A 23,790-nucleotide genomic window follows, 5' to 3' on the forward strand; every position below is an offset into this window, starting at 1 on the left:
AGCTGTCTGTTTAGCTTAATATATAACGTAAATAGAAAAACCGCCTAGAACATGAAAAATTCTAGGCGGTTTGTATTTTATCCTCGGTATCTTACAGATAGGCCTTTAAGGAACTTACGCGCAAAGTTGTCGCCGCATTCTTTGTAATTACGGTGACCCGGTTTACGCATTATTGCACCAAGCTCACCTTTTGAAACAGCGATTCCACCGTCATCAAGCACATCCAACATTTCTTCGGCAGTTAATTGGCATGCTACTTTTAATTTTTTTAGTACCATGTTATTCATATGATCTGGCTTTTCTTGTACTGGCGCTGCTTGCCCTTCCTTTTTCGGCATTGGACCACGCTTATGAGTAATTAAGCCATTGAAAAATGCTTCTAATGTTTTGTTGTTAACTTTTATTTGATCGTAGTCAGCTGGCACTTCTTCATCTTTCTCTAACGACTTCGTCAACAGTTTTGGCATGTCTTCTGGTTTCACTGTTATGCCACCAAGTTTAAAAATTTCAATCATTTCTCTATTTTTCAAATCCAATGCATAACGCGTTCGGATGAGAATATCATTATTATCCATAATAACCTCCATACTTCTTTTGCTAGCAAATATTATATCAGAGGTTGGACTTGAAATGTTAGCGTGATCACTTAAACGTCGGGGATATCTTTTAGCGTACTTTTTTATACATTTCTTCTCAGCTAAACTAGTATTCACTATGTTTTGAAAAAAAAAAAGTAACCTGTAAAATAAATAACACTAAATAGTAATTTTATGCTCTAAACAGAAAATTTACGTTATTTATAAAAAAATAGGTTTATAATTTTCAGAAGATTTGATATAGTTATATTGCATTAATTTGCAAAAAATATCATGTTTTTACACAAAATGGGGGGTTTTAAGATGAAATTGAACAAGTTTCTAACACTTTTCATGGCACTTGTACTATCTGTAGTACTTGCGGCATGTGGTGGAGACGACAGTAAGGAAAATGAAACATCGGAAGGTTCTACAGGTACTGAAACAAATAATGAAGGGTCTACAAGCACTTCATCAGAACCAAAAGAGCTTAACTTAGTATTTATGTCTGAACCACCGTCTTTACACCCGGGGTTAGCATCTGATACTACATCAAGTACTGCTATCAACAACATTTTTGAAGGTTTAATGACAATGGAAAACGGCGTTCCTGTTGAGGCAGCCGCAGAAAGCTATGAAATTTCCGATGACTTATTGACTTATACATTTAAATTACGTGATTCAAAATGGTCTAACGGTGACCCTGTAACAGCAAACGACTTTGCTTTTGCTTGGAAATGGGCATTAACTCCAGAAAACGCTTCTGAATACGCGTCAATTTTATACCCAATCAAAGGTGCTGAAGCTTACCACTTAGGTACTGGCTCTGCCGATGATTTAGGTATTAAAGTTGTGGATGATAAAACGTTAGAAGTAACTTTAGAAGTTCCAACACCGTATTTCTTAGAATTAACTGCTTTCAAAACATTTTCACCAATTCACCAAGCTACTCAAGAAGCAAATCCTAACTGGTACACTGAAGCAGATTCAATCGTATCAAATGGTGCTTACACTTTAACAGAGTGGGTTCACAATGGTAACTTGGTATTCACTAAATCAGAAAATTACTGGGATGCTGAAAACGTAAAAATTGATACAGTAAACGTAGCAATCGTTGAATCTGAAGCTTCTCAAATGAACATGTTTGATGCTGATGAAATTGACTTCTTAGGAACAAACTATGGTTCTATCTCTTTAGATGCAATCGATCGCTTAAAATCAGAAGGCACGCTTAACGTAGCGGAGTACTCTGGTGTTTACTGGTATAAATTCAACACGACAGATGAAGTAACGGGTAATGTAAATATTCGTAAAGCTTTAACTTTAGCAATAGACCGTGCAAGCTTAATTGCCAACATTACAAAAGCGGAACAACAACCTGCATTAGGATATGTTCCAAACTCTGTTGATGGATTTGGTGATGATGAAGGTTATTTCAAAGATGCTGATTTCGAAGGTGCAAAAGAGTATTTAGCAAAAGGTTTAGAAGAACTTGGTTTATCAGATCCTTCTGAATTAGAAATTACAGTTTCACATAACACTTCTGAAGCTCATGCTTCGATTGCACAATTCATTCAACAAGGATGGACAAAAGAATTAGGTATCAAAGTAAAGCTTGATAACTCTGAATGGCAAGTGTACTTAGACAAACTTACTAATTTAGATTATCAAGTAGGTCGTTTAGGTTGGATTGCTGACTACAACGACGCTTACACATTCCTGGAAATGTATAACTCTGCGGATAACGGAAACAACGATACTGGCTGGGAAAATGCGGAATACGCTGATTTATTAAAACAGTCAGTTACTGAAACAGATCCAGACAAACGTACTCAGATTATGTTACAAGCAGAAGCAATTATGGCTGAAGAAGTTCCAGTTGCGCCAATCTACTTCTATACTAACCCTTACATCGTAAAAGATTATGTAACAGGCATGGAGCCAGACGCATTAGGTAATATTTCACTTAAAAATGTTGATATCAACAAATAATCTATAACGTATCAACACAACTTACTGTGTATTTTTGCATGAAAGGCTGCTCAGAATCCATGTGATTTAGAGCAGCCTTTCCATATATTTCAGAATATTCATTATCTTAAAACAAGGGGGGGTTGTCTAATGCTTAACTATATTTTCAAGCGATTAATTTACATTTTGATAGCATTATTTTTTATCATTTCGGCAACGTTCTTTTTAATGAAACTTGCACCAGGTAGCCCATTTGCCAGTGAGCGTGAGCTATTACCAGCAATCGAACAGCAACTTAATGCAAAATACGGCCTCGATAATCCATGGTATATCCAATATAAAGATTATTTAATTTCTTCTCTTACATTGGATTTTGGTGAATCCATGAAATACAAAGGACGTTCAGTAAACGATATGATTTCAGAAGGATTTCCTGTTTCATTAATATTAGGTTTAGAAGCAATGTTGTTAGCAATAGGTTTTGGAATTTTATTTGGTGTCATTTCAGCGCTCTATCACAATCGTTTTCCTGACTATGTGTCTACTGTCATCGCTGTTATTGGCATTTCTGTCCCATCCTTCATTCTTGCAGCGTTATTACAGCTGTATTTGTCGCTAAAAGCTGGCTGGTTCCCTGTGACGGGATGGAAAGGCTTTAGCTACACGGTTTTACCTGCAATCGCTATTGCCCTGTCACATGTAGGGTTTATTGCAAAGCTAACTCGGTCCAGTATGCTGGAACAAAATAATAGTGAATATGTAAAGCTTGCACGTGCTAAAGGAATTGGAAAATGGACAATTGTATTTAAACACTCGCTTCGTAATGCGTTGTTGCCGGTTATCACCTATTTAGGACCTTTAACTGCAGGAGTACTGACAGGAAGTTTCATTATTGAACAAATTTTTGCCATACCGGGTATTGGCCGTCACTTCGTACAATCTATTACGAATCGTGATTATACGACGATTATGGGTGTAACTGTTTTCTATTCAATTATTTTACTCTTTGCGGTATTAATTGTAGACATTTTGTATCACTACATTGACCCTCGTATCAAATTGAAAGGAGCGAAAAAATAATGACTTTAGAAAATAAATTTAATGAACAAATCGCTCCGGAGCGTTTTGAAATTGTAGGCGCCCGTCCAAGTGATGCGGATTCTTTAAACAAAAAGCAAATTTCATTTTGGCAAGAGGTAATGTACCGGTTTTCACATAACAAGCTAGCAATTATAGGCTTGGTTATTTTATCGTTTATTACAATTATGGCTATTTTTGCACCGATGTTTTCCTCTTGGAGTTATGAAGAAAATACGGGTCTTTACAATACACCCCCTTCAGCTGCCCACTGGTTCGGTACAGACGACCTTGCACGCGACTTATTCGTTCGTGTATGGATTGGCGCACGAATTTCGTTATTCATCGGTCTTGCTGCAGCTGTAATCGATCTAATTATTGGTGTCCTTTGGGGCAGTATTTCAGGATTACTTGGTGGCCGCGTAGATAACATTATGATGCGTATAGCCGATGTTTTAACAGCGATTCCTTATTTATTAGTTGTTATCATTTTACTAGTGGTTATGGAGAAAGGATTAATTCCTATGATTATCGCCCTATCCTTTACGGGATGGGTAAACATGGCACGTATCGTTCGTGCTGAGGTACTTTCAATTAAGAGTCGTGAATTTGTTTTAGCTTCTCGCACATTAGGCGCTGGTTCATGGCATTTAATTAAACGTCACCTAATTCCAAATGCAATGGGCGCTATTTTAGTAACAATGACATTAACTATTCCAGCTGCAATCTTTACAGAATCATTTTTAAGCTATATTGGTTTAGGAGTACAACAACCGCTTGCAAGTTGGGGGACGATGGCTTCAGAAGGAAATAAGGCAATCCAATCAGCACCTTGGCGATTAATGTTCCCTGCCCTCTTCATCTCGTTAACGATTTTCGCATTTAACGCTGTTGGAGATGGTCTTCGCGATGCTTTAGATCCAAAATTACGTAAATAGAAAAGGGTGTACGATATGAAAAAGAAAATTTTAGAAGTTAATGATTTACATATTCATTTCAAAACGTACGCCGGTATTGTACAAGCTGTACGAGGCGTAAACTTTGAACTATACGAAGGCGAAACATTAGCTATCGTAGGTGAATCGGGTTCAGGTAAAAGTGTTACGAGTAATGCTTTGATGAAGCTGATTCCTGAGCCACCCGGTATTTATGCAAAGGGCGAAATTAAATTTAATGGTCGTGATTTGATTCCTCTTTCTGAAAAAGAAATGTTGTCCATCCGGGGCAATGAAGTAGCAATGATTTTCCAAGATCCGATGACAGCACTAAACCCAACGATGCGAATCGGCAAGCAAATTATGGAAGTTTTATTGAAGCATAAAAAAGTTTCCAGTAAAGGAGCAGCGAAAACTCGTTCCATTGAATTATTAAATCAAGTGGGTATCCCTTTTCCGGAAAAACGTTTTGCTTCTTATCCACACGAGCTTTCTGGTGGTATGCGTCAGCGCGTTGTCATCGCGATTGCCCTTGCTGCGGATCCTAAGCTTTTAATCGCCGATGAACCAACAACAGCGCTCGATGTAACGATTCAGGCGCAAATTTTAGAATTGATGAAGGACATTCAAAAAAGTTCAAATACATCGATTATTTTTATTACCCATGATTTAGGGGTCGTGGCAAACGTGGCTGACCGTGTTGCCGTTATGTACGCCGGACAAATTGTTGAGTATGGTACAGTAGAGGACATTTTCTACAACCCTAAGCATCCTTATACTTGGGGTCTGCTAGGTTCAATGCCCGACTTAAACAACTCTACAGACGAGTTATTACGCGCAATACCTGGTTCGCCTCCAAACTTGATTAATCCGCCTACAGGCTGTGCATTCGCCCCTCGTAATGAGCTGGCTTTAGCAATCGACTATGAGGAAGAGCCACCGATGTTCCAAGTTTCTGACACTCATTTTGCAAAAACTTGGTTACTTCATCCTAATGCTCCAAAAATCCCACTTCCTGAGGCGGTTGCTCGCCGTATTGAAATGGCAAAAGGAGGCACAGCTAATGCGTAAAAAGATTTTAGAAGTAAAAGGCTTAAAACAATATTTCGGTACTGCCAAAGAGCCTATTAAAGCGGTTGACGGCATTAGCTTCGACGTTTATGAAGGCGAAACACTTGGACTAGTGGGCGAATCTGGCTGTGGTAAATCAACAACGGGACGTTCAATTATTCGCCTATATGATATTACTGAAGGCGAAATTTTATTTAACCAAAAAAATGTGAATTCTTATTCTTCACGAAAAGAATCGATGCAATTCAACCGCGACATGCAAATGATTTTTCAAGATCCTTATGCATCGTTAAACCCGCGGATGACAGCTGGTGAAATTATTGCGGAAGGCTACGATATTCACGGCCTTTACAAAAATAAAAAAGACCGTCAAGAAAAAATTGGAGAGTTGTTAGAGTCTGTTGGTTTAAACCGTGAGCATGCAAACCGTTATGCACATGAATTTTCAGGCGGTCAACGCCAACGTATTGGGATTGCCCGCGCATTAAGTTTGGATCCAAGCTTCATTATTGCGGATGAGCCAATTTCTGCTCTAGATGTATCTATTCAAGCTCAAGTCGTTAACTTATTAAAACAGCTACAAAAAGAACGTGGGTTAACATACTTATTCATTGCCCATGATTTATCGATGGTGAAGTATATCTCGGATCGTATTGCAGTTATGTATCGCGGGAAAATTTTAGAGTTAGGTGATGCGGATGAGATTTACAACAATCCAATTCACCCTTATACAAAGTCTTTACTTTCTGCGGTACCTCAACCCAACCCTGAGTATGAGCGTAAACGTGTTCGTATTCCTTACAAGCATGAAGAAACACCAGAAAATGCAGAAACTTTAGAAGCACGTCCAGGACATTTTGTATTTGCCACAAAACAGCAACTTGCTAGCTGGTTATAAATAGAGAGCCGAGTATCCAATTTGAGTACTCGGCTTTTTTCAATATATTGCTCCAGTTTCTCTACCAATTCCTCACTCCTGCACTGCAAAGGATTGGAAAATAGTCTTATTTTATTCATGAAAAATAGCCTCGACTAAATCGAGGCTATCATATTTTATATCGTCTGTTTTGGTCTTAACGTATGCTTCAGTACTTTGCCGGAAGCATTACGTGGCAGTTGATCGATAAAGTCGACTTCAAACGGAACTTTATACTTTGCAAGCTGTGTCATGCAATAGTCCAGCACATCCTGTTCCATTAGTTGCTGGCCTTCTTTTAATACAACAAACGCCTTTGGAACTTCACCGTACACTTCATGAGGGACCCCTACAACAGCAGCCTCTAAAATTTGAGGCATTTGGTAAAGTACCTCTTCCACTTCAATCGGATAAATATTTTCGCCGCCACGAATAATCATATCCTTTTTGCGGTCTACAATATATAAATAGCCTTCCTCGTCAAAACGGCCTAAATCTCCGGTATACAGCCATCCATCTTGAATCGACTTTGCTGTTTCTTCCGGTGCACGCAAATATCCTTTCATTACTTGGGGACCTTTCACGCAAATTTCACCGACTTCCCCTAATGGTACAATTTCACCATTTGCATCGCGCAGCTGAATTTCAGTCCGTGCTAACGGTTTGCCTACTGAACCGATTTTAAACAGTGCTGCATCATCCAGCAATGAACTCGCAGCAGGTGTATTTTCAGTTTGCCCATATAAGTTCTGTACTTTTACATTCGGGAATGTATCCTTCAGGCGCTTAACAAGCTCATACGGCATCGGTGCAGCTCCATAGCAGAACAGACGCAATTGACTAAAATCATAGGATTGCAACTCTGGTTTGTTCAATAAAATCGTATACATTGCCGGTACCCCAAAGAAAATAGTCGCTTTTGTTTCAACTAAGTTTTTCAATGTCTGATCTGGTGAAAAGGCTTCTTCTATAAGAACTGCTCCTCCTTTATAAATTGTCGGCACCGCAAATACATGGCTGCCTGCACAGTGGAACAATGGTGTACAAATAAACATGCGGTCCTCGTTCGTCATATTCATTGAGTCAGACCAGATTTGCGCTGTCTCCAAAATATTCCGGTGACTGAGCATAACCCCTTTTGGTTTTCCTGTCGTTCCGGATGTATACATAACAACGGACGTGTCTTCTAGGTCTAACTGCGGCAATGATTGAGAAGCGCTGTTTCCATTAATAATTTCTTTAATTTGTGAAAGTGAAAGGATTTCCTGAAAACCATGTGTCGTAAGATCAATCGTCGCTTGCAGTTTTTCATCATATATTAAAATTTTTGCCTCTGAATGCTTAAATATAAAATCCACTTCAGGAGGAGCCAGCTTGGTATTCACAGGCATTACGGTTAAGCCTGCAAGCTGTACGCCATAATAAACGGCCATAAACAAATGGGAGTTGAGCGCAAATTCTGCTACAATATCATCTTTTTGAAAGCCCTTTTCAATCAGATAACCGGCAATTTTCCGCGAGTTATTCAGAAGTTCTTCATATGACCATACTTCATTTTCAAATTGAATAGCCGTTGCATTTGGTGTCTCCAGAGCTTGGTCAACTAATGCCTGTAAAACTGTCATTTAAAATCCCCCTTAATATACAAATATCTTAATATTCTAAATTTTAACAATTTTAAGCTGCTTAATGCAATATTTTCTGTCTGTTTATTTTTTAAGCAACTAATGAAAATTTTAGAAGACGCGAATGTTATACGTTTATTTTGGATAAGCTAGTTGTCAAATAAAGCTAATTGATCCATTTTATTTGAACATAAAAACATTCAGAGTGGACAAATTAATGATGAAGATTCAAAAGGAAAGCAATCACGCGCCTTTTTCTTCATTATTGCTAAATCAAAGAGGAGGAGAATTATGCCAGCTTTAGAGGTGAAATGTACTGTATCAGATTGCTTTTTCCATGCAAAGGGGAATTTTTGTGGGGCTGAAAAAATTGAAATCGATATGGAAAGTATAACCAACAAAAAAGAGCGGTCGGAATTTGCTTCTGACTTTGATTTGCAAGCCCCTAAACAAAAAGAAGCCAAGTCTTCCAGCGACACTTGCTGCAAAACATTTATTTGTAAAAAAGATGCAGAAAAGCGTCACTAAGTAATTTTGAAGAAGCTGTCTAGTAAGTGTACACCACTTATTTAGACAGCTTCCTTTTTATTAATGATTTAATGCGGACCGTTGCCACCTAACTGCCCACTACCAGGCACTTCATTAACCTTGTAAGTACGGCTGTCGACTTCCAGATTTTCCGTTAAAGGGCGAAGCGGCATTTCATCAGTCGTCTTCACTTCCTGTTCCTTGGCAAGTATAGCAAGCGTTTTATTATACGAAAGACCGGAAGCTGCATTCAAACGCTTTACTTCATTAACATCTGTTCCTGCTTCTGTGAAATTTTTTTCGTTCATTCATCCACCTCCTCAACTATTAGGATGTGCGATGAACAATTGTTTATGTAACTATTAGTTATTCAAATCTAGAATGTTTCCGTAGCATGCACTTCTTTGTATAACATAATTCCAATTAAACCGATTAAAGAAAAAAGAACCGGAATAATGAAGCCATAGAAATAACCGTATTGTATATCTATCGAGCTTGCCTGAACATAGTCCAATATTGCACCTAAAAAAATCGGCAATAGGACGGCACTTAAAAAGCCTCCTGTATTGGCAAATCCCGATACAATGCCAGACTCTTTCATTGGGAATGACTGCCGTACAGCAGCAAATGTCAATGCACTTGCTCCATATCCGAAGCCGATGAGGAAGAAAAGTACAATAACTCCGATCAGGGACGGATATCCTTGAAATAAAAGAAACATAAACCAGCTTGCAAAAACAATCGTTTGCACTGCTATATATGGTTTTTTAATCGATTCATACATACTTGCAACCCAACTCATAAAAGGCGCACCAATAATTGCACCAACGAGCCCAACCATAATTAACTGACTCGCTTGTGATCGGCTCATTTCGTAAAGATCCATTCCGTACGGCACAGCCCACGAGCTGATAAATCCGACATAGCCGCCCACTACTCCAAAATGGCATAAAAATAATGCCCATGCTTGCCGGCTGGAAAACACTCTTTTCACAATGCCAGCTGTTTTTTCACGTTGGACGGGCTCTGTTACTACAGGCAAAGTTTGCGGAAAAGCCCTTTTTGCTTGTTTTATTAAAATCATGTATAGCAATAGACCGCACAAACTTACAAGAAGACCTAATGAGAAAAATGCCCATCTCCATCCAAGGAATTCAATCCAAGCCGAAAATGGAACAGTCGCCAACAAGAATCCTAAACTGCCTGTCATCCCGGCAAAACCGACTAAACGGACAAATTCCTTCTTATAAAACCACTGGCCTAATATGAGCATCATATTAACCCAAATCGTCGCATCCCCTATTCCCGTAAAAATCCGCGATATAAATAGTACCGATTCATGTGTTCCGACACTGTAAAGAACTGTTCCCACGCCTGCAAGGACGGCCCCGAAAATAAGAAAGAAATTTGGTCCAAAGCGATCTGCCAAAATCCCCATTGGTATTTGCAAACTTGTATAGACAAAAAATTGAACTCCTGTTATTAACCCGATTGTAGTGGCCGTAATATTAAAGTCGTGCATCAGCTGATCGGTAATTAATCCAGGTGCTGTCCGCTGACTGGCCATCAATAAATACGTAAGCAGAACCGAAACATATACTACCCATCTGTACTTACTATTTTGCTTTTCCAATGATCACTACTCCCATAAAAGTTTTTCTTTAGACATTTGAATTTTTAATTATGAGTTCTTTTACCTTACCTATTTTATGAAAGTACTTAGGCTGTTATCTTTTCAAGCCAACACTTTCATAAAGTTATATACCCTACATATAAATAACAGTATGCAGGGTTAGTTGCATATTTTTATTCAAGAAAAAAAGGTGAAGGAAGTGAAAATATTCTTCAAATTGGTCCAATGCCTGTTAGTACTGTTCGATTAGATTATGGACCGAATCAATTGGTATATTATCCACATGTTACTTACAAGTGGGATCATTCATGGGAAAATGAGATGAATGAGGCGATTAAGGAGCTAGTAAAAAAACAAATTGCACAGCAAGTTGGCGATATGCCGACAACTGTAGAAGAAATGCTGGGGCTATATGAAATAAAAAATAATCAGCGGCAAGTACTAAGTTTGAGCCTATCCAATTACACTTATCATGAAAAGGCCGCACACGGGATGACGACAATTGAATCACTGACATTTGATATAGAAAAGAAGAAGCTATGTACACTCAAGGATTTATTTAAACCGGGCGCCAATTACGTCAGAAGACTTTCTGCTCTTGTCGATATTCAAATTCAGGAGCGGGATCTCCCTACATTAGGTGATTTTCCGGGTATAAGTCCGGATCAGGATTTCTATATTGCAGATAAAACACTCGTTATTTATTTTCAGTTATATGAGATTACTCCATATGTTGTAGGTCTGCCAATGTTTCCGATTTCTGTTTTTGATTTGGCAGATATTATTGATGAATCCGGTCCACTTGGCAGATTGGCGACTAACGGTTAATGTTAAGTGAAAATGTACTATATTTTTAAGTTCAAAATATAGTACATTCCTTTTCGTACTTGTAATGAGGTGCCAAGTAAAAAATTTATACGTCCCCTTCCAAGGCTAAATAATGAAAAACGCTACAATTGTCGTCACAATTAAACCAATTATTACCGGTACAAGATTTCGTCTTGCAAGCTCAAACGGGCTAACATTACAGATGGCTGCTGCAGGAATAAGCGCCCATGGAACAAGTGTACCGCCACCTACCCAAATAGCCGCGATTTGACCAAGAGCAGTCAATGTTGCCGTACCTTCTCCAATTGCAGTACCAAATAAATTTCCGAGTGACCCTACTAAAGAAATTCCGGAAAAGCCGGATCCATCCAGTCCTGTAATTGCCCCAACACCTGTCAATGTCACAACTGCAATTTCCGTTGTTAATGGTACAAGCGCCGCCAGTCCCATACCAAGGTCATTCACAATACCATGTGATGTTTCAGGCAGATGATTTCCGAGAATTGTAATAAAACCCGCGTCCCCTAAATAGAAAAACGCCGCAATCGGGATGACCGGTCCAAATACTTTAAACCCAAACTGGAATCCTTTAATAAAGTAGCTTGTCGTTTCGTCAAGCCCCTTCTTTTTATAAGCAATAACACAAAGTATCAGCAGGATAAAAACAGAAGTACCTCCTACTAGTGCTGTTGCGTCTCCTCCTTGAAGATCAAAAATAGCCATTGCAACAACATCCAGTACAAAGGCAACCGGAATTAAAAGAGCGAAGATTTTTTTCTGAGTCATCGATAATAGATTTTCTGTTTGCTCCAGTTCTTGCTCCGTACTATTATCATACGTTCCGACTAAAGGAATAGTGCCGCGCTTCATATCGCGTTTCAAAAAGTAAAATGCTGCAACTGTCGTCACAACCCCCATCGTTATGACAAGAGGAATACTTGCCGACACGACATCTCCAACAGGAAGTCCTGCAGCATCAGCTGTTAACTTCGGGGCACCTTGAATAATAAAATCACTGGATAACGCAATCCCGTGACCGAATAAGTTCATTGCCATAGCCACACCTAATGCCGGCAGCCCCGCCCGTATTGCTACAGGTAATAAAACAGCTCCAAGCAGCGCTACTGCAGGAGATGGCCAGAAAAACCAGGAAATAATCATCATTAATATCCCGATTGTCCAAAATCCTAATGTCGGGTTTTTAATAATCTTTGTAAAAGGGGCAATCATTACTTCATTAATCCCCGTTTTAGTAAGTACCCGGCTCATCGCAACGATAATTGAGATAATTAAAATAGTAGATAAAAGTTCGGTTATTGCATAAATGAAGCTATTAAAAACCCCGCCAATTGAAGAAACAAAATCCCCTGTCGCGACAAAAGCAATAACAAAAATCCCGACAATGCTAATCAATGTTGTATCCAGACGCCTTACCATAAAGATAATGATCAGCATGATGAAAACAACATAGATCCAGTGGAGAGCTGTTATTTCAATCCCCATACTTTACCTCTTTTCCTTTTTACTTAGCATATGGAGAGAAAAGAAAGGTTGTGAGCGCCTAGTAACAATATATATTTTTTAAGTTTTTATGGTATTCGCCTAGATTCTATAAATCATAGCCCAATGTTAGGAAGGTCACTCTAAAAATAATTTCATTGGCCATTTGTGTTTATTTATTGGTTATAAAAAGACATATTACATATATATCGATAAAAATAGAGGTGTGCTTATGGCAATTTGCCCATTATGCAATGCATTAGAAAAAGTCAGTATAGATTGTCCGACATGTACCAGTCCGCTGCAGGATGGAGGAAAGGTAGCCGATTATTCAGATCCATACGGACATTATAATGATGAAAATACTGTAAAGCTTTTTGACGGCTACCCAAATACCGCTAAAGATGAGATTTGCCCACATTTACTCGTTTGCAAAGAATGCAGCTTTGAGCGGGTCCTGTTTATACAGGAACAATAAAAAGCATGTCCGAAATAAAGTTTCGGACATGCCATAATCAAAATTATCAAATAAATATATCCAGAATTAATACTACGCCAAGACCGACAATCGATGTTGTGAATAGTAGAAGTCCCCATGTTTTAAATGTATCTTTGATCGATAAGTTAAAGTACTCTTTAAACAGCCAGAACGATGCATCGTTAACATGTGTAATTGTATTACTGCCCGCCGCTGTTGCCAAAACCATGAGTACCGGATTGACATCAAATGTATGGATTAACGGTCCTACAATACCTGCAGCTGTAATCGCCGACACAACCCCTGTACCTGTAGCAATACGGATAACCGCTGTAATCAGCCATGCCATAATTAACGGGTTAATGGACGTGTTTTGCATCACACCTGCAATAAGATCACCGATGCCCGTATCTAAAATAATCTGTTTAAATGCACCACCAGAACCGACGATAAAGATAATCATTGCAATACCTTCTATCGCACCCGAGAACGAATTCATTACTTCCTTCATCGTACGGCCGAGACGGATACCGAATACATAAATCGCAATCAGTACTGCCAAAATCATACTAATTTCAGCACTACCTAAAAAGTTAATAAATTGGCCAACAGCCGAGTCTTTATCGAAAATCATATTGTAAATCGTAGCGCCTGTAATAATGATCGCAGGTAATAACGGAATTAATAAACTAATTCCAAACCCCGGTGCATCATCCAGATTGACTTCTTCAGATTTTTTCAATAATGGAGGTATTGGCAAATCCAAATTCTTTAAAACACGCGGAAGAATAATCCCCGCTGCAATAATTGCCGGTACCGCTACAACAATCCCCAGCAGATAGACCATACCCATATCCGCACCATATGCTTCTACAAGTGCAGTCGGACCTGGCTGTGGCGGGAATATACTATGCGCCATTGTAGCAGCTGCAACCATTGTAATTCCTAAACGCAAGTAAGGCATTTTCGCTTCAATTGCAATAGAAATAACTAATGGTGCCAAAATAATAAACGCTACTTCATAGAATACAGAAATACCGAAAATTGCACCGACAATCAAAATTGCCCATTCCACATTTTTTGCTCCGAACTTTTTGAGCAATGTCGAGGCAACTCGTTGGGCAGCCCCAGAATCAACCATTAACTTCCCGAGAACTGCACCCATACCGATAATAATCGCTAAACTACCAAGTGTGCTCCCAAAGCCTGTTTTAACAGATGTCACAACATCCGTTAACGATAAACCATTTAAAACCCCAACAAGAATTGCAACAATAAGTAAAGCTAATACACTATTTAATTTTACAACGATGTTTAAATATAATAATAAACCGACACCAAGTGCGACCCAGATGATCGGTAAATAGTCTACTATGAAATCCATGTTTTCCCCCTAGGTTGTTAATAGCTGTACATCCATGCAATAATCAACACAGCTTTTGTATTAATGACTTTGACGCATATTAAGTTGGCCACCAAAGCGGATAGTTTTGTAGTCAGACAGCTTTTGATCCCCTTTGATTTGCTGTAATAACAACTCCACGGCTTTATTCGCCATTTGTGTTGTCGGCTGTGAGATGGTCGTAAGTTGGGGTGTAAACAAGTTTGCAAATGATACATCGTCAATTCCAATTACCGCCAAATCTTGCGGAATGACAAATTGATTCTCTTTTGCAAAGTTTAAGATTTCGACTAATACACGGTCACTGCCTGCGATGATCGCTTCCGGCCGTTGATCCAGTTTAAACATATTACGAAGAGATACTTTCATTTCTTCGACTTCAACACTATGTATATATTCATCTTTTACTTGTATGCCTCTACTCACTAAAGCTTTTTTATAACCATCAATTCGCTCCAGCCGTGGTGTAATGTTACGTGTTATCGGAGCGGTCAGCATAGCAATCCTGCTATGCCCGTTATCGGTCAATGCCTTTACCGCCATTTCTGCCGCTTGTTCGTTTTCCAGTAAAATAGAAGGAATTCCCAACCCCTCTATCGTACGGTCCATGAAAACAATCGGATACTTTTTCTTTTTCATTTGCTCATACAAATCCAGATTATCGCCAGTCGGGAAAATAATCATCCCGTCGACCTGCTTTGCCATGAGCATTTCAATGTACTGCCGTTCTTTCTCAGGTTCATCATCCGCATTGCATACAATTGTATGAAAGCCGTGTTTATTAAAGTTCAGTTCAATTGCTCGAATAATATGAGTGGAAAATGAATGTAGAATATTCGCGACAATAATTCCTACAGTGAAAGTAGATTTTTGCGACAAACTGCGGGCAATAATATTTGGTCGGTAATTAAGTTCGCGAATGGAATATTCCACTTTTTTTCGGGTATGCTCGCTCATATATTCATATCGACCATTCAAGTATTGCGAAACGGTACTTTTAGAAACACCCGCATGCTTTGCGACATCGGAAATAGTGATATTTTTCAAATATCACACCCCCGAATATGCGTTAAAGCCACCATCTACTGCAATTGTTGTTCCCGTAATAAATGATGAATAAGAAGAGTCCAGTAAAAATAGGAGTGCCCCTAATAACTGATCTGGTTCACCAAATTTTTTCATCGGAGTTGCTTCAATTATTTTTTTTGAACGTGCTGTATACTCTCCTTCTGCGTCAACGAGCAGATCTTTATTTTGCTGAGTAATGAAAAATCCCGGTGCAATTGCATTTACACGTAAGCCTGTTTCAGCAAAGTGAACCGCCATCCAGCTTGTAAAGTTGTTGATCGCCGCTTTTGCTGCACTGTACGCAGGAATTTTAGTTAATGGTGTGTATGCGCTCATCGATGAAATATTGATGATAGCTGGATTTTCAGCTTGTAAAAGTGCCTCTCCAAACACTTGGCACGCCAGGAATGTACCAGTGAAATTTAATGAAAACACATCTGAAAAACCATTTTCCTGAAGGTCAAAAAACGAAAGACCTGTAGAATTTGCCTCATAATACTCTTTTTCTGTAATCGCATCCGGGTGATTTCCGCCTGCACCGTTAATTAAAAAATCAATACGTCCAAACTGTTCAAGAATTTGCTCTTTGGCTGCAAATAAAGAATCTTTATTAAGTACATCAGCAGTGATGGCCACAGCTGTACCCCCTGCTGCAACAATCTCTTCTTTAACTGCTTCTACCTTTGACTCAGTACGACCGACAATCGCTACTTTTACTTGATGGCGTGCCAATTCCTGTGCCATTTTTGAACATAGAACACCGCTGCCGCCTGTAATTACCGCTACTTTATTTGCTAAATTTTCGTGTATTGGAATCATTATTTGCCTCCTGACTGTTCGCTGTAAGCATCCCATAAACCATTTAAATACATAATACCGAGTGCACGATCATATAAACCGTAGCCAGGTCGACATACTTCTCCCCATAAGTGACGGCCATGGTCTGGTCGCACGTAGCCTGTATAATTCTGATCATGCAAAGCTTTTACGATTCCTTTAATATTAATTGAACCATCTGATGTGAAATGAGAAGTTTCTGCAAAGCTGCCGTTTTCGTCGATCTTAACGTTACGAATATGGGCAAACGGTGAACGGTATGCATATTTTTCAGCAATTGCAACCATATCATTTTCCGGTGATGCACCCATCGATCCAGAGCAGAATGTAAAACTGTTCGCTAATGATTCATTGATATTGATTAATTTTTCATAGCTTGCGGCCCCTGTAATGATACGCGGTAAGCCAAAAATCGAGTACGGTGGATCATCCGGATGGATCGCCATGCGTATTCCAACCTCTTCAGCAACAGGGATAATAGCATCTAAAAAGTAGCGTAAGTTGTCCCAGAGTTTTTGCTCATCCACTTCTTTATACGCTTCGAAAAGTTCCGCGATACGGGCCATACGTTCAGGCTCCCATCCCGGCAATGTTAAATCGGAAGCTTCACTAACCGTTTTCACAAGTTGCTGCGGGTCGAGATTTTGTACTTTTTCTTTATCGAAGTACAGTGCTGTTGATCCATCTTCAAGCGGGTGGAACATATCTGTACGTGTCCAGTCGAAAATCGGCATGAAATTATAACAAATTACTTTTACACCAACTTCAGCTAAGTTACGTATTGTTTGTTTATAATTGTCGATATATAAATCGCGGTTACCAATACCAAGTTTAATATCTTCATGAACGTTGACACTTTCAACAACATCAATATGGAAACCTTTTGATTGTATATAATCCGCTTCCTCTCTAATCTCTTCTTTCGTCCAAAGCTCGCCTGCAGCTTTTTGATGCAATGCCCAAACAATTCCTTTAACATTCGGAATCTGGCGTATATGGTCGAGTGTTACCGTATCATTATCTCTCCCGTACCAGCGAAAAGTAATATTCATCTTTTACACCTCTCCTTGTTTTGCTGCTTCTACATATTTTCTGCTTGCTTCTACTACTGCTGCATGTCCGCCTGTTGCATAAGCTTTATTTAAATCACTGCCGATTCCTACTGCGATTGCTCCCGCATCAAGCCATTCACCGATATTGTCAGTATTTATACCACCAGTCGGCATAATCTGTACGTGCGGTAATGGACCTTTAACTGATTTGATGAACGAAGGTTTAAAGTTATTAGCCGGGAATAATTTAATGACATCACAGCCATATTCAAGTGCCGATACCATTTCCTGAATCGTCATACAACCCGGGAAATATGGAATGGCATAACGATTGCATACTTTTGCCACTTCTTTGCTGAACTGTGGACCTACAACAAATTTTGCACCATTCAAAATTGCATGACGTGCTGTTTCTGCATCAAGTACAGTACCAGCACCTACTATTGCATCAGAGTTTCGGAATGCTTCCAATACTTGCTGTGTATTTGGCGTTGTGTAAGTAAGCTCGATTAAATGGATGCCCCCATCAATCGCTGCATTCGAAAGAGCGATTGCTTCTTCTGCTGAATTTCCTCGAATAACCGCTACTACTTTCGAACTTTTAATCGCTGCTAATGTATCTGCCTTTACCATATGTTCATCTCCCTTTAATTTGATTAACGTTCAATTGTTTTTATATTGTTCATAAAGTCGAGTACTTCCTGCAGTTCCGGCAACCCCTCGTTATCACCTTTTACAGTCGTTACTAACGCGCCTACCGCATTCGAAAAAGTAAGACTCTCTATTGGTGAATAGTTGTGAAGTGTCGCATATATATATCCTGCATCAAACCCGTCTCCGGCACCTACAGTATCAACTGGTGTAATCTTGAAAGCTTCCTTTTCATGCCAGACATTTTCTGAATAAAGCTTTGCTCCGTTTGCCCCGTCTTTAATAACAAGCTGTTTGATCCCATATTGCTTTGCGAAAGCTTCCAGTGCAGGTTTGCTTACATCATGTTGAATAAGCTCCATTTCCTCCAACCCTGCCAGTAGAATATCTACATAAGGGAAAATTTGCTCATACGCTTTACGAGCTTCTTCAATCGTCCATAGTTTTAGTCGAATATTCGGATCGAACGAAATCTTTATATTTTTTTCTTTCGCCTTTTTCAAGACGGCTAGTACAATTTGCAAATTTTTTGGAGCGATTGCCAAAAATACACCTGTTAAATGGACAATTGCCACGCCATTCAGTAATTCGTCCGTAATATGTTCGGGCTCGATTGTTAATACAGGAGATTGATGACGGTAGTAAAAGGTTTTTCCAGATCCGTCTTCACGTATTTCTTTAAAATTCAATGATGTCGGATATCCATCAACAAACTGAACTTCCGATACGTCAATGCCTTCTCCGCGAGCAAACTTGTATATCCCCTTACCGAATTCATCATTACCTAGGCGACTCATCCATTTCGACTGCAATCCAAGTCGTGCACAACCAATAGCAAAGTTTAACTCTGCCCCTCCCGCTTTCTTTACAAAACCTTGCACATAACGAAGCGGTCCTGTTTCGGATGGGTTAAACGTAACTAATGCATCTCCTAATGTAAAAACAGTTGGATTTGTAGTCAAAATTATTCCTCCTTGAGAAAACTTAAACTAAATACTTTACTAAACCGGTTTAGTAAATCGAATTATTCAAATCTTACATTGAAAGTGCTTTCAATTCAATAGTAAATTTTAGAATATTTTAAAAGTAAAATGTTTTTTGATAGTACTAAATGCTGTTACATAAGGTATTAATAAGCTTTATCAAGTTGCAATTTTCTCTTTTTATTTTTCCAGAAAACAAATTTCTCGAATCGTAAATCAAAATACCTTTACTTTATTCATCATTAATAACCCATTTTATTTTTATCAACATATACTGTTATGACGACAAATTTAAATATCGTTTCACTGTGCTAAACTTTCAAATTCTACCTGTTAATTGCATTTTATAGACTTATAAATAAAAGAAAGGAGAGAACGGATGATTGTAGATGGGGTTTTTTCAGGCGGCGGTATTAAAGGTTTTGCATATGTAGGGGCCATTCAGGCGCTCGAAGAAAAAGGCGTTAAATTCGAGCGTGTAGCCGGAACGAGTGCCGGTGCCATATTAGCCACTTTCATTGCTGCTGGATTTAACACTAAAGAACTTGAGGAGATTTTTGATGAACTGAATTTAAAGGTTTTACTCGATCCTCCGAAATTTATAATCGAGCTTCCATTTTTAAAATGGCTTAATTTATATAAAAGGATGGGATTGTATCGCGGTAAATCCCTGGAAAACTGGTTTCTCGAAAAGCTGGCGACTAAAGGCATCTACACATTCGGAGATTTACCAAAAGGTATATTAAAACTAGTAGCTTCCGATTTAACAAATGGTAAGATTTTAGTACTCCCCGATGATTTGCAACATTATAATATCGATCCAAATAATTTTCCGGTCTCCCGCGCATTACGCATGAGCTGTGGTCTTCCATTCTTCTTTGAGCCTGTGTATTTAAAAAATGGGAAAAGGGAGTCTGTTATTGTAGATGGCGGTGTTTTAAGTAACTTTCCAATGTGGATTTACGATAATGGAAATAAAGAGCGGCCCGTTCTTGGTATGAAACTCAGTAGTTCAAGCGAGGATATGAAGCCTCACGAAATTAATAATGGGATTCAACTTTTTGAAGCGTTATTTAGTACAATGCAAAATGCACACGATAATCGCTATATTTCCCGTAGACACGAGAAAGATATTATCTTTATACCGGTTGAAGAATACAGTGCAACCCAATTTGATTTAGATGAGGCGACTAAAAATAAATTGATGGGCATCGGAAAAGAGCGGACAGTTCAATTTTTGAAAACATGGTTCCCAGTTTGGTGAAAATTAACAATAAAAAAACTGGGTGCTTTCAGTTATGAATCACCCAGTAATTGAAGTATCCAATTTTTTAAATCAACTAAACGATTAGATTCAGGTAATTTACTTGCCCCAGTCACAATAATCGGAACAACCGAATCTACTTTATGAAGTGAGCCATGCGCACCACCACCCGCATGGTCATGGCTATGCTTTTCAATAAACTCATAAGATGGTTTAGCATCCACAATAATAATACGCCCTTCCTGTGAATGAAGCGCTCCATGTAGCCTTGCAAGTGCATCCGGATAATCCTGATAAATAATTTGCTGTTCGTTCGTCATGTTTAAATCCAGAATTGAGGCATCTCCTGCAATTCGCCATGATTGATTGTAATTATCGACGTACTTACCTTCTGGTGAAAATTCTAACTCTCCCTCACTATGTGGGCTAACAACATAGTTTGTTTGTCCACTCTTCCATGCGATAAAGCCAATTCGCTCATCCTCTTTTAAAACATTTACAATCTCGGATAGCTCAACTTGCTGATCGAGTGCATAGATGTATGCCATGCGCTCGTTAACAGCAATAGCGAGTTGGGCATTCGGATTTTTCCTCTCCCAAAAAGAATAATTTTTAAGTACTTGATTCAAGTCAATTAACGACGTTTTTTTATCATCAAGTACGTATGATTGACCACTATCGCCCAATATAATCCATGTTACTTCTTGAATAGCAGCTTCCCAAGATGGAAAGCTATTTAAAACGTTTTGTACAGACTGATCCACTTCTTTTATACCCTTTATATGTTCGGGACCGTATTTGTGTATGGAAGCATCCGCATCCGGTAAATAAGCAAGAGTAAAAGCCGGCAACCGCTTTTGTTTAATTAAGTATTTCAACTCATTGGCTGTAAACTGATTATTGATTCCTAATCGTTGCCATATAAAATTATGATGATTATTTTCCGGATTATATTGTGCTAATGTTCCAAGCGAAAAAAATGTAGGTCCATTAATATGAATATCCTTCGGTAAAAGATCTGCCATAGTAATTAGTCCGGGGACATTAAGACGATGTTGAAAATTTCCACGATATAACAGACCATTTATCGAAGCCGAAGAAAGATTTCCATTGGCCAACTCTTCGTGTAGTGTTTGCACTTCTTTACTTAAATGACTGTCATTTAGATGGACAACGCTATCAATGGCGACATTTTTAATTCCGTTATTCCATATTTCACTAATTCCGCTACCATAACTAATTATTCGATTCTCATCTTCTTTAAACCAAATCAATCCCGGTACTTTATGCTGATTTGGATATGTACCGGTCAGTAACGTACTATCAATCGTGACAGACATCGTCGGATAAGAGCTAATCATTTCCTCATGAAGCTGTCCGTTGTTCATTAAATATGCTAAAGCTGGTGCATTACCTTCTTTTATTACTTTTTGCAATGGTTCATTCATTAATGAATCTACGACAATGAGTACTACAGGTTTCTTCGTGTTATTCATTATTCGACCTTCCAGTTTTTTTAGTGGGGAAATTGAAAGCGCTAATAAAAAACTAGCACAGATAACAACAATTAAAATCGCTGCAACTATTACTTTTCGCTTCATCGTGTCACCTGCAACCTAATTATTTAACATTAGTATGGTTTGAATTGGAATAATATATGTAGAATCATTATGCACCACAAAAAAGATGAAATCGTTTGTAACGATTCCACCTTCTTCATACTACTTATTCATTTCTTTAAACATTTCAGGAACTGAATTTAAATCGATATCCCAAATAATTGGAAGCAGGAAATAAATGGACAGGGTTATGAAAACCACACCGAAGACATTCAGTGCAAACCCGGCCTTCATCATATCCTTAATCTTAATATAGCCAGATCCGAATACTGCCGCATTTGGCGGTGTGGCTACCGGAAGCATGAAAGCACATGATGCAGCTACACCAGCAGCAATCATTAACGCATATGGATGTACACCTAGCGCTACAGCAAGTGATGCCATTATCGGGAACATCATAGAAGCAGTTGCAGTGTTTGATGTAATTTCAGTTAAAGCAAGAACAAGTGCTGCAACAAGGAAGATTAGTAAGATAACACTTACTCCTTCCAGACCCATAAGTTGTGTACCAATCCACTCCGATAATCCTGTGCCTACGAATCCGGATGCAATTGCAAGTCCTCCCCCGAATAGAAGCAGGATACCCCATGGTAATTTTACCGCTGTCTGCCAATCCATTAAGCGTTCGCCTTTTCTATTTACAGAAGGCAGTGCAAATAACACAATCGCAAAAATAACGGCAATCATACCATCTGTTAACCCATCGATAAATTTGCTTAGTAAAAATGTACGGGTAATCCAAGAAAATGCAGCTAATGCAAAGACAACGAATACAAGTTTCTCTTCAAATGATGCTTCTCCAAGATCTCTTTTCTGTTTATCAATAACTGTACGTCCACCTGGCAATGTTTTTAATTTCGACGGAAACGCAACTTTTACAAGGTAAATCCATGTAATGACTATAAAAATCCAGGCAAATGGAACCCCAAAGAGCATCCAACCCGCAAATGATAATTCTATTCCATACATTTTATTAATCGCACCCGCAAGCAGTGTATTTGGCGGTGTACCAATCAAAGTGGCAATCCCTCCAATTGAAGCAGAGTATGCAATCCCGAGCATCAACGCTTTACCAAATGCAAAACTCTGTGGAGATGTGTCAATCGACGGGTCATTTTTTAATCCATCAGCCACTTGATTGATGATCGCTAGTCCAATCGGAATCATCATCATTGCTGTTGCGGTATTAGAAATCCACATTGATAAAAATCCTGTTGCAATCATAAATCCAAGAACAATTCGGTCCATATTTGTACCGACCATTGAAATAATAGAAATTGCAATACGTCTATGTAAATTCCATTTTTCCATTGCAAGAGCGATAATAAATCCACCCATGAAAAGAAAAATCGTTTCATCCCCATACGAAGATGCCGTTACTTTCATATCCAGGCTATTCGTTAACGGGAACAATACTAGCGGCAATAACGATGTTGCCGGAATTGGTATTGCTTCGGTAATCCACCATGTCGCAATCCAAATAGTACTCGCCAATACGCCCCTTGCTTCTGTCGAGAGACCTTCTGGCTGAAAGAACAATAAAGTTAAAATAAAAAGAAGCGGACCTAAAAACAGACCAATCATTTGAGCTGTTGTATAACTGCGCGGCGTATATCCACCGCCATTACCTGAGTTTTCATTTTCTTGCTTTCCGCTAATTCCCTTTGACACGACCTTTGAAGAATTTGGTTTTATGAAAAAAGTAAACATATCTTTTACTTGATCATGCATTTCCCATAACCGATTCCAAGTTGCTGAAAACAATACCTTACCCCCT

Annotated in this window: 22 protein-coding genes; 9 read left to right on the forward strand and 13 right to left on the reverse strand. The window is 38.8% G+C overall.

Translation table 11 applies throughout. The features are described 5' to 3' along the window. Positions 1–77: 77 nt before the first annotated feature. Positions 78–575, reverse strand: a complete 498-nt coding sequence (locus B5473_RS03430) for a DUF1456 family protein (RefSeq protein ID WP_079523670.1) — start codon at positions 573–575, stop codon at positions 78–80. A 324-nt stretch (positions 576–899) separates the two neighbouring features. Here B5473_RS03430 and B5473_RS03435 point away from each other — a divergent pair, with 324 nt between their 5' ends. The 5 genes from B5473_RS03435 to B5473_RS03455 all read left to right on the forward strand — a co-directional run bounded on the left by B5473_RS03435 (position 900) and on the right by B5473_RS03455 (position 6,527). Beyond that, positions 900–2,567: a peptide ABC transporter substrate-binding protein gene (locus B5473_RS03435; RefSeq protein ID WP_079523671.1), complete on the forward strand. Its 1,668-nt coding sequence runs from the start codon at positions 900–902 to the stop codon at positions 2,565–2,567. A 129-nt stretch (positions 2,568–2,696) separates the two neighbouring features. Then, complete coding sequence (locus B5473_RS03440; protein WP_079523672.1) at positions 2,697–3,626, forward strand: ABC transporter permease; 930 nt, start codon at positions 2,697–2,699, stop codon at positions 3,624–3,626. Further along, on the forward strand, positions 3,626–4,561 hold the full coding sequence (locus B5473_RS03445; RefSeq protein ID WP_079523673.1) for an ABC transporter permease: 936 nt from the start codon (positions 3,626–3,628) through the stop codon (positions 4,559–4,561). Before B5473_RS03440 ends, B5473_RS03445 begins: the two co-directional genes overlap by 1 nt. 15 nt (positions 4,562–4,576) lie before the next feature. Beyond that, positions 4,577–5,629, forward strand: a complete 1,053-nt coding sequence (locus tag B5473_RS03450) for an ABC transporter ATP-binding protein (protein ID WP_079523674.1) — start codon at positions 4,577–4,579, stop codon at positions 5,627–5,629. Next, positions 5,622–6,527, forward strand: coding sequence for an ABC transporter ATP-binding protein (locus tag B5473_RS03455; RefSeq protein ID WP_079523675.1), 906 nt, complete (start codon positions 5,622–5,624; stop codon positions 6,525–6,527). The genes B5473_RS03450 and B5473_RS03455 overlap by 8 nt, the downstream gene beginning before the upstream one ends. Positions 6,528–6,682: 155 nt before the next feature. On the opposite strand, the gene B5473_RS03460 is transcribed toward B5473_RS03455, so the two are convergent. Then, positions 6,683–8,170 (reverse strand): class I adenylate-forming enzyme family protein, encoded by a 1,488-nt coding sequence (locus B5473_RS03460; RefSeq protein ID WP_079523676.1) that lies wholly within the window; start codon positions 8,168–8,170, stop codon positions 6,683–6,685. Between the two features lie 291 nt (positions 8,171–8,461). On the opposite strand from B5473_RS03460, the gene B5473_RS03465 reads away from it, so the two are divergent. Next, positions 8,462–8,698 carry a DUF1540 domain-containing protein gene (locus B5473_RS03465; RefSeq protein ID WP_079523677.1) on the forward strand — a complete coding sequence of 79 codons (237 nt, stop codon included), beginning with the start codon at positions 8,462–8,464 and terminating at the stop codon, positions 8,696–8,698. Positions 8,699–8,766: 68 nt separating this feature from the next. On the opposite strand, the gene B5473_RS03470 is transcribed toward B5473_RS03465, so the two are convergent. Together B5473_RS03470 and B5473_RS03475 are read right to left on the reverse strand one after the other, a co-directional pair. After that, the gene (locus B5473_RS03470; RefSeq protein ID WP_079523678.1) at positions 8,767–9,006 is read right to left on the reverse strand and encodes a hypothetical protein; all 240 of its coding nucleotides are present in this window, start codon (positions 9,004–9,006) and stop codon (positions 8,767–8,769) included. A 68-nt stretch (positions 9,007–9,074) separates the two neighbouring features. Next, positions 9,075–10,331 (reverse strand): MFS transporter, encoded by a 1,257-nt coding sequence (locus B5473_RS03475; protein ID WP_079523679.1) that lies wholly within the window; start codon positions 10,329–10,331, stop codon positions 9,075–9,077. 225 nt (positions 10,332–10,556) lie between these two features. On the opposite strand from B5473_RS03475, the gene B5473_RS03480 reads away from it, so the two are divergent. Then, positions 10,557–11,159, forward strand: a complete 603-nt coding sequence (locus B5473_RS03480; protein ID WP_254865231.1) for a DUF3298 and DUF4163 domain-containing protein — start codon at positions 10,557–10,559, stop codon at positions 11,157–11,159. A 105-nt stretch (positions 11,160–11,264) separates the two neighbouring features. On the opposite strand, the gene B5473_RS03485 is transcribed toward B5473_RS03480, so the two are convergent. Further along, on the reverse strand, positions 11,265–12,662 hold the full coding sequence (locus B5473_RS03485) for a hypothetical protein (RefSeq protein ID WP_079523680.1): 1,398 nt from the start codon (positions 12,660–12,662) through the stop codon (positions 11,265–11,267). Between the two features lie 229 nt (positions 12,663–12,891). On the opposite strand from B5473_RS03485, the gene B5473_RS03490 reads away from it, so the two are divergent. Continuing rightward, positions 12,892–13,137 (forward strand): hypothetical protein, encoded by a 246-nt coding sequence (locus B5473_RS03490; RefSeq protein WP_079523681.1) that lies wholly within the window; start codon positions 12,892–12,894, stop codon positions 13,135–13,137. 46 nt (positions 13,138–13,183) lie between these two features. On the opposite strand, the gene B5473_RS03495 is transcribed toward B5473_RS03490, so the two are convergent. From B5473_RS03495 to B5473_RS03520, 6 genes are read right to left on the reverse strand one after another with little or no spacing between them, the layout of a single operon-like run. Next, complete coding sequence (locus tag B5473_RS03495; RefSeq protein ID WP_079523682.1) at positions 13,184–14,521, reverse strand: gluconate:H+ symporter; 1,338 nt, start codon at positions 14,519–14,521, stop codon at positions 13,184–13,186. Between the two features lie 60 nt (positions 14,522–14,581). Beyond that, entirely contained in the window at positions 14,582–15,586 is a 1,005-nt protein-coding gene (locus B5473_RS03500) for a LacI family DNA-binding transcriptional regulator (RefSeq protein WP_079523683.1), read from the reverse strand. Between the two features lie 3 nt (positions 15,587–15,589). Beyond that, complete coding sequence (locus tag B5473_RS03505; RefSeq protein ID WP_079523684.1) at positions 15,590–16,426, reverse strand: SDR family oxidoreductase; 837 nt, start codon at positions 16,424–16,426, stop codon at positions 15,590–15,592. Further along, the gene (uxuA, locus tag B5473_RS03510) at positions 16,426–17,496 is read right to left on the reverse strand and encodes a mannonate dehydratase (protein ID WP_079523685.1); all 1,071 of its coding nucleotides are present in this window, start codon (positions 17,494–17,496) and stop codon (positions 16,426–16,428) included. Before uxuA ends, B5473_RS03505 begins: the two co-directional genes overlap by 1 nt. 3 nt (positions 17,497–17,499) lie before the next feature. Further along, a complete protein-coding gene (locus B5473_RS03515; RefSeq protein ID WP_079523686.1) occupies positions 17,500–18,129 on the reverse strand; it encodes a bifunctional 2-keto-4-hydroxyglutarate aldolase/2-keto-3-deoxy-6-phosphogluconate aldolase in 630 nt (209 codons plus the stop codon). Between the two features lie 23 nt (positions 18,130–18,152). Further along, entirely contained in the window at positions 18,153–19,109 is a 957-nt protein-coding gene (locus B5473_RS03520) for a sugar kinase (protein WP_079523687.1), read from the reverse strand. Between the two features lie 400 nt (positions 19,110–19,509). On the opposite strand from B5473_RS03520, the gene B5473_RS03525 reads away from it, so the two are divergent. Further along, positions 19,510–20,394: a patatin-like phospholipase family protein gene (locus tag B5473_RS03525; RefSeq protein ID WP_079523688.1), complete on the forward strand. Its 885-nt coding sequence runs from the start codon at positions 19,510–19,512 to the stop codon at positions 20,392–20,394. A 32-nt stretch (positions 20,395–20,426) separates the two neighbouring features. Here B5473_RS03525 and B5473_RS03530 read toward each other — a convergent pair whose 3' ends face one another. Together B5473_RS03530 and B5473_RS03535 are read right to left on the reverse strand one after the other, a co-directional pair. Next, positions 20,427–21,890 (reverse strand): alkaline phosphatase family protein, encoded by a 1,464-nt coding sequence (locus B5473_RS03530; protein ID WP_254865232.1) that lies wholly within the window; start codon positions 21,888–21,890, stop codon positions 20,427–20,429. Positions 21,891–22,115: 225 nt separating this feature from the next. Beyond that, entirely contained in the window at positions 22,116–23,777 is a 1,662-nt protein-coding gene (locus tag B5473_RS03535) for an SLC13 family permease (RefSeq protein ID WP_079523690.1), read from the reverse strand. Positions 23,778–23,790 lie beyond the last annotated feature (13 nt).

Origin of the sequence: Solibacillus isronensis, assembly GCF_900168685.1 — a bacterium.
GTDB classification, from domain to species: domain Bacteria; phylum Bacillota; class Bacilli; order Bacillales_A; family Planococcaceae; genus Solibacillus; species Solibacillus isronensis_A.

Coding starts and splice junctions, on each gene's coding strand:
- B5473_RS03430 (WP_079523670.1), bottom strand. CDS start 575: ATGGATAATAATGATATTCTCATCCGAACGCGTTATGCATTGGATTTG.
- B5473_RS03435 (WP_079523671.1), top strand. CDS start 900: ATGAAATTGAACAAGTTTCTAACACTTTTCATGGCACTTGTACTATCT.
- B5473_RS03440 (WP_079523672.1), top strand. CDS start 2,697: ATGCTTAACTATATTTTCAAGCGATTAATTTACATTTTGATAGCATTA.
- B5473_RS03445 (WP_079523673.1), top strand. CDS start 3,626: ATGACTTTAGAAAATAAATTTAATGAACAAATCGCTCCGGAGCGTTTT.
- B5473_RS03450 (WP_079523674.1), top strand. CDS start 4,577: ATGAAAAAGAAAATTTTAGAAGTTAATGATTTACATATTCATTTCAAA.
- B5473_RS03455 (WP_079523675.1), top strand. CDS start 5,622: ATGCGTAAAAAGATTTTAGAAGTAAAAGGCTTAAAACAATATTTCGGT.
- B5473_RS03460 (WP_079523676.1), bottom strand. CDS start 8,170: ATGACAGTTTTACAGGCATTAGTTGACCAAGCTCTGGAGACACCAAAT.
- B5473_RS03465 (WP_079523677.1), top strand. CDS start 8,462: ATGCCAGCTTTAGAGGTGAAATGTACTGTATCAGATTGCTTTTTCCAT.
- B5473_RS03470 (WP_079523678.1), bottom strand. CDS start 9,006: ATGAACGAAAAAAATTTCACAGAAGCAGGAACAGATGTTAATGAAGTA.
- B5473_RS03480 (WP_254865231.1), top strand. CDS start 10,557: ATGCCTGTTAGTACTGTTCGATTAGATTATGGACCGAATCAATTGGTA.
- B5473_RS03485 (WP_079523680.1), bottom strand. CDS start 12,662: ATGGGGATTGAAATAACAGCTCTCCACTGGATCTATGTTGTTTTCATC.
- B5473_RS03490 (WP_079523681.1), top strand. CDS start 12,892: ATGGCAATTTGCCCATTATGCAATGCATTAGAAAAAGTCAGTATAGAT.
- B5473_RS03495 (WP_079523682.1), bottom strand. CDS start 14,521: ATGGATTTCATAGTAGACTATTTACCGATCATCTGGGTCGCACTTGGT.
- B5473_RS03505 (WP_079523684.1), bottom strand. CDS start 16,426: ATGATTCCAATACACGAAAATTTAGCAAATAAAGTAGCGGTAATTACA.
- uxuA (WP_079523685.1), bottom strand. CDS start 17,496: ATGAATATTACTTTTCGCTGGTACGGGAGAGATAATGATACGGTAACA.
- B5473_RS03515 (WP_079523686.1), bottom strand. CDS start 18,129: ATGGTAAAGGCAGATACATTAGCAGCGATTAAAAGTTCGAAAGTAGTA.
- B5473_RS03525 (WP_079523688.1), top strand. CDS start 19,510: ATGATTGTAGATGGGGTTTTTTCAGGCGGCGGTATTAAAGGTTTTGCA.
- B5473_RS03530 (WP_254865232.1), bottom strand. CDS start 21,890: ATGAATAACACGAAGAAACCTGTAGTACTCATTGTCGTAGATTCATTA.